Source organism: Ancylobacter tetraedralis, assembly GCF_014195655.1.
GTDB classification, from domain to species: Bacteria; Pseudomonadota; Alphaproteobacteria; order Rhizobiales; family Xanthobacteraceae; genus Ancylobacter; species Ancylobacter tetraedralis.
Window position 1 is genome coordinate 497,323 of record NZ_JACICD010000001.1, and the last position, 13,066, is coordinate 510,388.

8 protein-coding genes are annotated in these 13,066 nt (G+C 68.2%); 2 read left to right on the forward strand and 6 right to left on the reverse strand.

The window, feature by feature from the left end:
• Positions 1–159 precede the first annotated feature (159 nt).
• Both FHS55_RS23305 and FHS55_RS02335 read right to left on the reverse strand, forming a co-directional pair.
• On the reverse strand, positions 160–2,946 hold the full coding sequence (locus FHS55_RS23305) for a DNA translocase FtsK (RefSeq protein WP_343055943.1): 2,787 nt from the start codon (positions 2,944–2,946) through the stop codon (positions 160–162).
• Between the two features lie 385 nt (positions 2,947–3,331).
• The gene (locus tag FHS55_RS02335; protein WP_183188058.1) at positions 3,332–3,652 is read right to left on the reverse strand and encodes a GNAT family N-acetyltransferase; all 321 of its coding nucleotides are present in this window, start codon (positions 3,650–3,652) and stop codon (positions 3,332–3,334) included.
• A gap of 258 nt (positions 3,653–3,910) precedes the next feature.
• Here FHS55_RS02335 and FHS55_RS23310 point away from each other — a divergent pair, with 258 nt between their 5' ends.
• Entirely contained in the window at positions 3,911–4,552 is a 642-nt protein-coding gene (locus FHS55_RS23310; RefSeq protein ID WP_343055944.1) for a nitroreductase family protein, read from the forward strand.
• 23 nt (positions 4,553–4,575) lie between these two features.
• Here the strand turns inward: FHS55_RS23310 and FHS55_RS02345 are convergent, their stop codons facing one another.
• The 4 genes from FHS55_RS02345 to FHS55_RS02360 form a co-directional block, all read right to left on the reverse strand.
• The gene (locus tag FHS55_RS02345; RefSeq protein WP_183188060.1) at positions 4,576–6,885 is read right to left on the reverse strand and encodes a mechanosensitive ion channel family protein; all 2,310 of its coding nucleotides are present in this window, start codon (positions 6,883–6,885) and stop codon (positions 4,576–4,578) included.
• Positions 6,886–7,141: 256 nt separating this feature from the next.
• Positions 7,142–9,325, reverse strand: coding sequence for a malate synthase G (locus FHS55_RS02350; RefSeq protein ID WP_183188061.1), 2,184 nt, complete (start codon positions 9,323–9,325; stop codon positions 7,142–7,144).
• 475 nt (positions 9,326–9,800) lie between these two features.
• Positions 9,801–11,096, reverse strand: coding sequence for an isocitrate lyase (aceA, locus tag FHS55_RS02355; RefSeq protein ID WP_183188062.1), 1,296 nt, complete (start codon positions 11,094–11,096; stop codon positions 9,801–9,803).
• Between the two features lie 137 nt (positions 11,097–11,233).
• Positions 11,234–11,473 carry a hypothetical protein gene (locus FHS55_RS02360; RefSeq protein ID WP_183188063.1) on the reverse strand — a complete coding sequence of 80 codons (240 nt, stop codon included), beginning with the start codon at positions 11,471–11,473 and terminating at the stop codon, positions 11,234–11,236.
• A 144-nt stretch (positions 11,474–11,617) separates the two neighbouring features.
• Here FHS55_RS02360 and FHS55_RS02365 point away from each other — a divergent pair, with 144 nt between their 5' ends.
• Positions 11,618–13,039: a helix-turn-helix domain-containing protein gene (locus FHS55_RS02365; RefSeq protein ID WP_183188064.1), complete on the forward strand. Its 1,422-nt coding sequence runs from the start codon at positions 11,618–11,620 to the stop codon at positions 13,037–13,039.
• Positions 13,040–13,066 lie beyond the last annotated feature (27 nt).

The window sequence follows — 13,066 nt, forward strand, 5'->3', positions numbered from 1 at the left end:
CTGGCGCGGCGAATGCCGGGAGGGGGAAGGTGGCACACACCTAATCCTCCTCCCGGCCCGGCGAAAGAGGCTGCGCTGCAACATCGCTGTGCGCCAGAACGCAGAACGGGCGGGACCGATGGCCCCGCCCGTTGATGGAAAGCCACGTGGTGGCGGATGTCAGCGCGCGTCGCGCAGGATCTCGCGCTTGCCGGCATGGTTGGCCGGGCCGACGATGCCCTCGTTCTCCATCCGCTCCATGATCGAGGCGGCGCGGTTGTAGCCGATCTGCAGCCGGCGCTGGATGTAGGAGGTGGACGCCTTCCTGTCGCGCAGGACCACGGCCACCGCCTGATCGTAGCTGTCGCCGGATTCCTCGCCCATCGCGCTCTTGTCGAACACGGCGGCGTCGTCGGGAATCGGGGTCGCCTCGTCGTCTTCCTCCGCCGTGACCTCGTCGAGATATTCCGGCCGGGCTTGCGATTTCAGGTGCTCGACGACGCGCTCGACCTCCTGGTCGGACACGAAGGGGCCGTGCACGCGCGAGATGCGCCCGCCGCCGGCCATGTAGAGCATGTCGCCCTGGCCGAGCAGCTGCTCGGCACCCATCTCGCCGAGAATGGTGCGCGAATCGATCTTGCTCGTGACCTGGAAGGAGATGCGGGTCGGGAAATTCGCCTTGATCGTGCCGGTGATGACATCGACGCTCGGGCGCTGCGTGGCCATGATGAGGTGGATGCCGGCGGCGCGGGCCATCTGCGCGAGACGCTGGATGGCGCCCTCGATGTCCTTGCCGGCCACCATCATCAGGTCGGCCATCTCGTCCACCACGATGACGATATAGGGAAGGGCGGAGAGATCCATGATCTCCTCCTCTTCCTCGATCAGCCCGGTCTCGCGGTCGAAGCCCTTCTGCACGGTGCGGGTGATGATCTCGCCCTTGGCCGCGGCCTCCGCCACGCGGGCATTGAAGCCATCGATATTGCGCACGCCGAGGCGGCTCATCTTCTTGTAGCGCTCCTCCATCTCGCGCACCGCCCATTTGAGGGCGACGATCGCCTTCTTGGGGTCGGTCACGACAGGGGTGAGGAGGTGGGGGATACCCTCATAGACCGAGAGTTCCAGCATTTTCGGATCGATCATGATCAGCCGGCACTGCTCCGGCTTGTGCCGGTAGAGCAGGCTCAGGATCATGGTGTTGATGGCGACCGACTTGCCCGAGCCGGTCGTGCCGGCGACGAGCAAATGCGGCATGCGGGCGAGGTCGACGATGACCGGCTCGCCGCCAATGGTCTTGCCCAGCCCGATGCCGAGCTTGGCCTTGGCCGCCTCGAACTCATGGCTTGCCAGCATCTCGCGCAGCCACACCGTCTCGCGCCGCTGGTTGGGCAGCTCGATGCCGATGACGTTGCGCCCTTCCACGACCGCGACGCGGGCGGAGATGGCGCTCATCGAGCGGGCAATGTCGGCGGAAAGGCCGATGACGCGGCTGGACTTGATGCCGGGGGCCGGCTCCAGCTCATACAGCGTCACCACCGGGCCGGGATTGGCATCGATGATCTCGCCGCGCACGCCGAAGTCATGCAGTACCTGCTGCAGCTTGACGGAGTTGCGATCGAGGAATTCCTCGGAGAGTTCATAGTCCGGCTCATGCGCCGGCGGCTCGGTGAGCAGGTCGAGCGGGGGCAGTTCGTAGCCCATGTCCTCGGACGGCACGAGACGCGGCGTGGGACGTGGGGCAACGGGCGCGGCGGCAACCGCCGGCGAGGCGGTGGCAGGTGCGGCGGCGGACGGAGCGACAGCGGTACGCGCGGGCTCGGCCACGGGGACGGCAACCATGCCGAAGACCGGCCAGCAGAACGAGACTTCCGCCGGCGTCACCGTGTAGCCGCCGAACGCCGCCGGCCCGGCCGGCAGCAGCGCTGCCGTATCCTCGGCCATGGCAGCCTCGGCGTCGGCGAGACTCTCGTCATCCGAGAACGCGTCGTCTGCCGCAGTCAGTTCCGCAACGGTCCGTTCCGCAACAGCTTCGGCCTCGTCGTCCGCCGCGTCGAAATCGTCGAAGGCTTCCGGATCCTCGCCATCATCGTCATAGCCGAGATCGTCATCCTCGGCATCGGCATCGGCAACGCCATCCTCGGCCTCATCGGCGTCGATATCGATCTCCTCCGCCGCGAACGCGTCGTTGGCGACCACGAAGGTCTCGTCCGGCAACCATTCCGGCGTCTCGTCCTGCTGCGAGGGCAGGACCGGGGGAACATCCCAGCCGAGCTGGATCATGCCGGCGATCTGGCGGATGGAACTTGGCGCGGCGTCGCGGGCGACCGGCACGGCCACCGTGGCCGGCACGACCCCGTCGGCCATCCATTCCAGCGACGCATCCACGGACACCGGTGCCGGCGTGGCAATGGCCGCCGGTGCCAGCGGGCCCTGAAAGCTGGTCGGCTGGGAGAGGGGGGTGGTCGAGAGCGGAGCCTGGGAAGGGACGGTCCGGGTGATGACGGGCGACGGGGCGGGCTGGACGACCGGGCCGTACGACACGGGAGCCGCGACAACGGCGCTCTCGACGACCGTGCTCGCGCCGGCCGTGCTTTCGCGGGAGGGCGCGGGTGCCGCGATATCTGCCGCCGCGGCGCCCGGGGCGGGGTGCTGCGTGTCGGTGTCGGCGGGCTTCTCACCACGCGCGGCTTCCTGCGCGGCGCGGGCCTTGCGCAGTTCGGCGGCGATGATCGGCTGCTGAGGGCCGGCGCCCAGCGGCGGCTTGCGCGGCGGCACGCGCAGCACGGGCGTCTGCGAGGCGCGCGGCGGCACCAGAGCGGTGGTGGCATTGATGGTCGCCGCCTCGGAGGCCGCCGGCCGTTCCTGCCGCTCCATCTCCTCGGGTGCCTTGCGCAGCAGGTAGTCCGGCGTGCGGGTGAAGCGCGTGTTCGGGGGCATGGAGAAGGGCTGCAGCCAGCTGGGAATCACCACACGCCCGCTGGGCGCGGCAACCGATGGGCTCCCCGGCTGGGGGGCTTGCCTGGGGGCCTGCTTGCTGCCCTTGGGCGCCGGTGGCGGCAAAGGCTGCGGGTTGGCCCGCGAAAATCGGTGCGTGGACACCGGCGCCCGATCCGCGGTCTTGCCGGAAGAGGGAAACTCGCTGGAATCGCTGGGACGCACGGGAGCACGCATGGGACGCCGAAACCTTTGCCGCTGATACCTTCGAGGGCGCTCCGGAAGCGAACCGGGGCGCGCCATTTGGCTGGCTCCTATGGTTAGGAGCACAGCGTTAATGAAGGGTTTGAAACGGGCGGTTTTCCCGGGCTGTGGCCTTTGCGTGACGCTGGGGCGCCGGCGACGCGGCGGCGCCTTTTCAGCCCGGCAGGCCAAGCGTGGCGCGGATTTCCGGCGCCATCAGCCCGTGCGTCTCCGGATGCTTCATCATGTAGCGGCCAAACACCGAACAGCGCGGAATGACCGACAGGCCGCGCTCGCGCGCACTGGCGAGCCCCGCTTCCACCAGCCGCGTCGCAAGGCCGCGCCCGCCGAGTTCCGGTGGCACCTCGGTATGGGTGAAGATGATGTGATCGGGCGCCAGAATATACTGGGCGATGGCGAGATGGCCGTCCTGCTCGATTTCGAATCGGTCGGCACCGCGGTTGTCGCGGACCGGAACTTCACCATTCATGCTCATGTCGTGCTCCTTGGGGCGGCCTCTGATTATCGCTGCCGCACGAGTCGGCGGCGGCTGCCGTGGGATATTGTCGACCAATTCGGCCGTGGAGTCGCCCCCTGCCCATGGCATGGGCGCATTTCCCGACGGTACCTGTTATCTGGGGCGCGTGCGGGGTGGTTGGTAGGCATCGCGGAGCGTGGAACGTCGCGCCGGTTGCGCGCCGCCGTCGCCCGCAGGCAAACAAGCCGCGCCGCGCTGTTGCAGGAAGGATTGCCCGTGTCGTCCGAATCATCGCCCCCCGCGCCGCCGTCCCCATCCGCCACGCTGACGCCGGACCCGACCTGGCTCACGGCCCTGGAGACGCGCCGCTCGGTGCCGGCTGCCCGGCTGGGCGCGCCGGGGCCGACGCCCGATGAGCTGGCGCGGCTCCTCGCCATCGCGGTGCGGGTACCCGATCACGCCGCGCTGTCGCCATGGCGCTTCATCGTGATCGAGGGGGAGGCGCGGGCTGCCCTTGGCGCCCGTCTGGCGGGGGCCTACCGCACGCGCAATCCCGACATGGCGCCGGACAAGCGCGAGAAATTCGCCGGCATCATGTCGCGCCTGTTTCCCGCGCCGCTCGCCGTGGTGGTGGTGAGCCGGCCGAACCGGGAGACGATGATCCCGGTCGTCGAGCAGGAGCTTTCCGCCGGCGCCGTGTGCCTCAACCTGCTGCATGGGGCGCAGGCGCTGGGCTTTTCGGGCATCTGGGTCACCGGCTGGGCTGCCACCGATCCGGAAGCCGTGCGTCTGCTCGGTGCCGGACCCGGCGAGCGGATCGCCGGCATTGTTCATCTCGGCACCGCCACCGAGATACCGCCGGACCGGCCGCGCCCCGATATCGGCGCGCTCGCCACGCACTGGACGCCGCCCGCCTGAGGGGACGCGCGTGAGGGCGCGCGTCAGCCCGTCGCGGCGGCCTCGACGGCGGCACGCTGGGCGAGATCGTTGGCGATCTGGGTGCGGGTGATCGCCGCCGCCGCCTGTTCGGCGCCGGGCGGGCCACCCAGCGCCTGCACCGAGACCATGTTGTTGGCGAACTCGATGCCCTGCTCGGGCAGGATGCGGATCATGCGCTTGACAGCCTCGCGCTGGATCACCGTCGGGCGGGTCGGCTTCACCGTGAACTTGAAGCGCACGACCAGCGCGTTGTCGGTGATGTCGGCGACGCCCTGCATCTTCAGCGGCATCAGGAAATCGTCCTTCAGGTCGGGATCCTCGAGCATTTCGAGGCCGATCTTCTTCACCGTCTTGCGCAGCTTTTCGATGTCGGTGTCGCGGGTGAAGCGCAGGTTGAATTTCAGCGTCGCCCAGTCGCGGCTGAAATTGGTCACCTGGCCGAGCTGGCCGAACGGGATGGTGTGGATCATGCCGTTCTGGTGGCGCAGCTTCAGCGAGCGCAGCGTGAAGCCTTCCACCGTGCCCTTGGCACGCCCGCAATCGATATATTCGCCGACCCGGAACGCATCGTCGACGAGGTAGAAGACACCGGAGACGATGTCCTTCACCAGCGTCTGGCTGCCGAAGGAAATGGCGAGGCCGATGATGGAGGCACCGGCGATGAGCGGCATGATGTCGATGCCGAGCTGGGACAGCACGGTCAGGCCGGCCATGACGACGATGGCCAGCAGGAGCGTGACGCGCAGCAGCGGCATCAGCGTGCTCATGCGCGAGGCGGGAGCGTCGCTGTGGGCATCCGGGTCTTCCTGGCCCGGCATGATGATGGCGACTTTCGCGCTGTGCACCGTGGTGAAGTATTCCACGGTCTGCCACGCGCAATAGGCGCCCAGCAGGATGGCTCCGGCCGGCAGGGCGGCGCCCGCCAGCGCGTTGTAGCGGCTCATTTCCATCATGCCGACGCCGTGCACCGCCCAGATTCGGAACAGCAGCGACAGCGACAGCAGCAGGATGGCGACGCGCACGCAGCGCATCAGCGCCTCGATGGCGCGCTCGCGCGCCGCCGTCGCCGGCTGCACGTCGGCACGCATCAGGCGGCACACCTTGTCCATGAAGGATTCGAGCACGATGAGCGCGATGAGCACGTCCATCGTCATCAGGATCGCCAGGTGGATGCTGCCCACCGAGGTCAGCGCGCCGTAGATGCGTGCCATGCCGAGCGCGAGAAAGAGGGGAATGGCGACCACCAGCCAGAGCCGCGCGATGGTGCGCACCAGAGGGCCGGGACGCCCCTGCTGCGACAGCCCGTGGAACCACAGCGCCACCGGCTCGCGCACCGCCGCCGCGGCCGCGACCAGCAGCGAGGTGAGCAGCAGCGTGTTCACCAGCACCGCGCAGGCCACCACCAGCGGCGAGGAGTGCATGCCCTCAAGAATACGGCGGATGTCGCCGAGCGTGATCGCCACCGCGATGACCAGCGAAGCCCAGTGGTAGATCTTGCGCGCGCCCGCCGTGTCGATCCCGGCAAGGCGGGCCTGCGGCAGGTTGGGGCGCAGCGCGATGCGGAAAATGAGAAGGTACAGCCGCCAGTAGAACACGCTGGTCAGCACCAGGAAGCCGAACTTGTCCTGAGGCTCGCTACCGCTGAACAGCCCGACGACGAAGCCGTGCGTGACGAGCCACATGCCCGTGAGCACGACCATGTCGAGGCTCACCAGCGCGGCGAGCGCCCAGATCGAGGCGGCACCCTCGACCCGCTGCGCCAGGTAGTGGCGCGCGGGTTTCAACGCCAGCCGCAGCAGCAATTCGGTGGCAAGCGCCGCCGCGACGCAGCCGAGCAGCAGCAGCAGGAAGCGGTTGGGATCGCGCCCGCTGTTCAGCTCCGGCCCGAGGATGGTGGGAATGCGCGCGCCCTGCGCGATGAGCGCGGGGAACTGCTCCAGCGCATCGTCGCCGCGTTCGATCACCTCGATCAGCATCTCGCTGAGCGGTTCCTCATCGGCCATGTCCATCATCGGCGCGCTGGCGGCGGGCGCTGCGGGCGCGGCCTTGCCGGATGCGGATTTCGCGGTTCCCGAGGTTTCGGTGGCCGCCTTGCCGGCGGCGGCGTGGGCGGGTTCGCCCGGCTGCGCCTGCAGGCGCTCGCTCACCGCCTTGGCGAGCGAATCGACCAGTTGGTCGAACTGCTGCTGGCTCAGCGGCGCGGGCGGCGGGGCGGCGGACGGCGATGTCTGCGCGAGGACGGGTATCACGCACAGGACGAGAGCGAGGAGCGTGGAAAGAAGATGAAGCGACAGGCGTGACAGGCAGGTCATGGATCCGGGCCGAAACGGAAGACCGCCTTGTTGCCTCCGCCGGCTCCAGCGGAAGCCGCATACGGAGCGGGCCCCGGCCGGAAGTCGTCGCTTCGAGGCGGTCGAGGTCGCCGCGACAGATCCACTATCCGGCGCGCGGGGCGGGCTGTCCATCGGGAAATCGCGGTATCCGGGGAGCCGCAAGGCACGAGAATGTTCACCACGGCCGCGCTGGCGCGGCCGTTTGACGGTGCTGGCTTCAGGGGCGACGCGCCGCTCAGGCGGCCTGTGCCTGCTTCTGCGCGTCCTTGGCCTCGCGGCGGCGGCGGGTAAGGACGAACTCGGTATAGCCATTGGGCTGCGTGCGGCCCTCGAAGACGAGGTCGCGCGCGGCGTGGAAGGCGATGCCGTCATAGGCGGGCGCCATCGGCGCATAGAGCGGGTCGCCGGCGTTCTGCCCGTCCACCACCTTGGCCATGCGGCGCAGCGTCTCCTCGACCTGCTCGCGTGTCACCACGCCGTGCAGCAGCCAGTTGGCGACATGCTGGGAGGAGATGCGCAGCGTGGCGCGGTCTTCCATCAGGCCGACATCGTGGATATCCGGCACCTTGGAGCAGCCCACGCCCTGGTCGATCCAGCGCACGACATAGCCGAGAATGCCCTGGATATTGTTGTCCAGCTCTTCCTGAACCGCCGCCGGTTCCCAGTTGCCGCGGTCGACCACGGGGATGGTGAGCAGGTCGCGCTTGGAGGCCGGAGTGCGGGTGCGCAGCTCCGCCTGACGGGCGAATACATCGACCTTGTGGTAGTGCAGCGCGTGCAGCGTCGCCGCGGTCGGGGAGGGCACCCAGGCGGTGTTGGCGCCGGCCAGCGGGTGGGCGATCTTCTGCACCAGCATGTCGGCCATGCGGTCGGGCATCGCCCACATGCCCTTGCCGATCTGGCCATGGCCGTCGAGATGGGCGGCAAGGCCCGCATCGACGTTGGCGTCCTCATAGGCCTTGATCCAGGGCTGCGCCTTCATCTCGTTCTTGCGCACCACCGGGCCCGCCTCGATCGAGGTATGGATCTCGTCGCCGGTGCGGTCGAGGAAGCCGGTATTGATGAACACGACACGCTCGCGCGCGGCGCGGATCGATGCGGCGAGGTTGGCGCTGGTGCGGCGCTCCTCGTCCATGATGCCGATCTTCAGCGTGTTGGACTCCAGCCCCAGCAGCGTCTCGACGCCGGCGAACAGGTCGACGGCGAACTCGACCTCCTCGGGCCCGTGCATCTTCGGCTTCACGATATAGACCGATCCGGTGCGGCTGTTACGCCGCGCGCTCGTGCCCTTGAGGTCGTGCAGCGCGATCAGCGTGGTCACGGCCGCGTCGAGCACGGATTCGGGGATCTCATGGCCGGCGGCGTCCAGCACGGCATCGGTCATCATGTGCTGGCCGACATTGCGCACCAGCATGAGGCTGCGCCCGTGCAGGGTGAGATCGCTGCCATTGGCCGCGACATAGGTGCGGTCGCTGGCGAGGCGGCGCTCCACCGTCTCCTTGCCCTTGGCGAAGGCGGCGCTGAGCGTGCCTTTCATCAGGCCGAGCCAGTTGCGGTAGACCAGAACCTTGTCCTCGGCATCCACGGCGGCGACACTGTCCTCGCAGTCGACGATGGTCGTCACCGCCGCCTCGATGACGATGTCGGCGATGCCGGCGGGATCGGTCGCGCCGATGCGGTGCGCGCGGTCGATCTCGATGTCGATATGCAGGCCGTGATTGAGGAGCAGCACCGACTGCGGCGCCTGCGCCGCGCCGCGATAGCCGGCGAACTGCGCGCCGTCCTTCAGCCCGGCGTGGCTTCCGTCCTTCAGCTCGGCCTTCAGCGCGCCCTCCGTGATGCGATAGGCGACGACATCGGCATGGCTTGCTCCCGAGAGCGGCACGGATTCGTCGAGGAAGGCTCGGGCGCGCGCGATCACGCGCTCGGCGCGGATCGGGTTGAAACCCTTGGAACGGCCGGCGCCATGATCCTCGGGCAGCGCGTCGGTGCCGTAGAGCGCGTCATAGAGGCTGCCCCAGCGCGCATTGGCGGCGTTCAGCGCGTAGCGCGCATTGGTGACGGGCACCACCAGCTGCGGGCCGGGAATGCGGGCCAGCTCGTCATCCACCTTCTCGGTGACGACCTCGAAGGGCTCGGGCTCGGGCAGCAGATAGCCGATCTCGGCGAGGAACACCTCATAGGCGGCGGGATCGACGGGCTTGTTGCGGTGGGCGCGATGCCACGCGTCGATCTGCGCCTGCAATTCGTCGCGGCGGGCGAGCAGCGCCGCATTGCGCGGGGCGAAGGTCGCCACCAGCCCGGCGAACCCGTTCCAGAAAGAAGCCGCGTCCACGCCCGTTCCCGGGATCGCCTCATGATTGATGAAGTCGAGAAGGGCAGCGTCAACCTTCAGGCCGGAGACGTCGGTGTGGCTCATGGCGTTTCCCCTTGTGGGCGATTGGGCGGCCGCGCCTGGCGCAGAGGCGGGCCAGTTTGTGCTATGCGGCACATAACTGCTGCGACGCAATATCGCACTTAGTCGGAGAGGTGGCCGCCGGCAAGGGCGGACACCTGCATTCCCGGCATGGCTGAACTGCAGGAACCTCAACGGGTTGCGTGCGTTGCGGCAGGTCGACAAAATGCCAGGCTTGGCGGCTCGTTTTGCGGGCGCCATGGTATGATGCGGTGCACCATTTTTCGCGTGAGTCACGCCGTCCGGCGCGGGTTTTCCACCGGCGCCGGATGGCGGACCTGTGCGGCGATGCGACTCGGTACGCGATGAAAGTGTCATCCCCGGGCGCCGGACAGTGCCGGACCTCACGGCGGGTTCTCCCCGAACCCGCCGGAGGCTCGCTGGGCTTCCGCCCCGGGATGACAAGCTGGGTTACGCTCGCGCCGTCAGAACTGCGCGGTCAGAACTGCGCGGTTTCGGTCGATTCCTTCATCGCCGTGGTCGAGGAGGCGCCTTCGCTGAGCACGGTGGCGATGGCGTCGAAATAGCCGGTGCCGACCTCGCGCTGGTGGCGGGTGCCGGTGAAGCCCTGGCTCTCGGCCGCGAACTCGGCTTCCTGCAGCTGCGAATAGGCGGCCATGCCGTCCTCGCGGTAGCGGCGGGCGAGGTCGAAGGTCGTGTAGTTGAGGTTGTGGAAGCCGGCCAGCGTGATGAACTGGTACTTGTAGCCCATCGCCCCCAGCTCGCGCTGGAAGGTCTTCATCTGGGCACGGTCCATGTGCTTGGCCCAGTTGAACGAGGGCGAGCAGTTATAGGCCAGCATCTTGCCCGGATGCACCTTGTGCACGCCTTCCGCGAAGCGGCGGGCATCGTCCAGGCTCGGCGTCGAGGTCTCGCACCACAACAGGTCCGCATAGGGCGCGTAGGCCACGGCGCGGGCGATGCCGGCCTCGAACCCGCCATTGTAGCGGTAGAAGCCCTCCGCCGTGCGCTCGCCGGTGATGAACGGGCGGTCGAGCTCGTCGATGTCCGAGGTGATCAGCCGCGCCGATTCCGCGTCGGTGCGCGCCATCAGCACGGTGGGCACGCCCATGACGTCGGCGGCGAGGCGGGCCGCGTTCAGCGTGCGGATGAACTGGCGTGTGGGCACCAGCACCTTGCCGCCGAGATGGCCGCACTTCTTCTCCGAAGCCAGCTGGTCCTCGAAATGCACCGCCGCCGCGCCGGCCTCGATCAGCGCCTTGGTCAGCTCATAGGCATTGAGCTGGCCGCCGAAGCCGGCTTCGGCATCGGCGATGATCGGCACGAAGAAGTCGAGCTCGGGGCCGGTGATGCCGTCCGCCTTCTCCATGGTCTGGATCTGGTCGGCGCGGGTGAGCGCCTTGTTGATGCGCTTGACCACGGCCGGGACGCTGTCGACCGGATACAGGCTCTGGTCGGGATACATCTCGCCGGAGGAATTGGCGTCCGCCGCCACCTGCCAGCCGGAGAGGTAGATCGCCTCCAGCCCCGCCTTCACCTGCTGGATCGCCTGCGCGCCGGTATAGGTGCCGAGCGTGGGCACGAAATCCTGGGTCTGCAGCAGGTCCCACAGGCGGCGGGCGCCGTTGGCGGCGAGCGTGTGCTCGATGCGCAGCGAGCCGGACAGGCGGGCGACGTCAGCGGGGGAGTAGGTGCGGCGAATGCCGTTCCAGCGGTTCGGTGCCCATTGCGGGGCAAGGAACGGCGTGGCGGGGGTGCGAAGCTGGTCCAGCATGGTTCTTCTCGAATTCTGAGGTCGTTGAAGGGATGCGATGGGGCGCGGGAGCCACGCAGGCGGAGGCTCCCGCGGTCACCGATCCGGCGCGAGGCGCCGCGCGGGCCTCGTCGCGCAGGATCGGGCGAAAGCGCGGCCTAGCGGCCACGGCGCGTATAGGTGGCGGCCACGAGCTGGCGGCCATCGAACAGCGCGAGCAGATCCTGCCCGGCCGGGCCGGCGAGGCGATGGCGGCCGATGCGGTGGACGATGGTGAAGTCCTGCTCGGCCAGACCCTGCTCGCGAAAGGTCCGGCTGATCTCCTCGGCGCTGCCGCCGACGATGGTAACGAATTCCTCGGGGCCGTTGTGCTGGCTGCCGTCGTGATGCCGTCTCATGTCAATTCCTCCGTTCGAGGTGTGATGTAAAGATTTCACACTCGACATGAAGGGGCAATAAATATAGCAGTATGAGCATGTTAAGCTGATAAGGCTTGTAAAGTTCACAGGCCTGTTTTGTAAACCGAGCAAAGGACCGGGCCCATGCTCGCCACCGAACCGCGCATCGGCAGCCGCGTGCAGCGGCTGCGCCGCACCAAGCGCATCTCGCAGGCCGACCTCGCCAGCGCTTTGGGCATTTCGGCCAGCTATCTCAATCTCATCGAGCACAACCGTCGGCGTATCACCGTGCCATTGCTGATGAAGCTGGCCGGCTATTTCGGCATCGAGCCCGGCGAACTTGTCGAGAATGACGAGCCGCGCCTCGTCGGCGACCTCATGGAGCTGTTCAGCGACGACGTGTTCGCCGAGAACGCGCTGACCAACCAGGACATTCGCGACCTCGCCGCGTCCAATCCGGCGGTCGGGCGGGCGGTCGTGCGCCTCTTCGATCAGTTCAAGACCCTGCGCGAGGCGCGCCGCAGCGGGGAGCCCGGCGCGCCGGACGCGGACGAGGTCGGCTATCACCCCGCGACCGATGCGGTCTCCGATTTCATTCAGGAGAACGCCAACCATTTCCCGACGCTGGAGGCGGCGGCGGAGCGGGTGCGCCGCGACATCGATGTCGCCTCGGATTCCTTCGAATACGGGCTGAAGACCTATCTTTCCAACGTGTTCGGGCTGAACTGGCATTCGGCGTCACTGCCCGGCGGCATCGCCCGGCGCTATGACGCCAATGCGCGCGAACTGATCACCGCCGAGGTGCTGCCGCCCGAATCCGCCCTGTTCGTGGTGGCGCACCAGCTCGGCCTGCTCGCCGCCTCGCGCGAGATCGACCAGCTGATCGAGAGCGGCAACCTCGCCGCCGACGCGGCGATCGTGACGCGCAATGCGCTGGCGAGCTATTTTGGCGCCGCGCTGGTGATGCCCTATGAGCCGTTCCTCCGGGTCTGCCAGGAAACCCGCTACGATATCGAGCGGGTCCAGCGCCGCTTCCGCACCAGCTTCGAGCAGGTGTGCCATCGCATGACCACGCTGCAGCGGCCGGGCCAGAGCGGCATTCCGCTGCACCTTGTGCGCACCGACATCGCCGGCAACATCTCCAAGCGGTTTTCGCTGTCGGGCATCCACATCTCCCGCCATTCCGGCGCCTGCCCGCGCTGGAACGTCTACGCGGCCTTCCTGCACCCCGAGCGGATCAATGTGCAGCTCAGCCAGATGCCGGAGGGCCAGCGCTATTTCTGCATCGCCAAGTCGATCACCAAGGGCGGCTACCGGCACAACGCGCCGCGCCGGCACCTGTCCATCGGGCTCGGCTGCCACATCAGCCATGCCGGGCAGATGGTCTATTCCGACGGCATCCACCTCAACGACCCCTCGCAGACGGTGCCGATCGGCGTGGGCTGCCGCATCTGCCCGCGGCTGGACTGCGAGCAGCGCGCGCAGCCCCCGCTCGATCACCGCTTCACGCTGAACGAGACGGAGAGGGCGGAGAGCTTCTACGCCACCGCACGGCGGGGTGTGTGAAGGCTTTACACGGCCGGCGTCCGACGC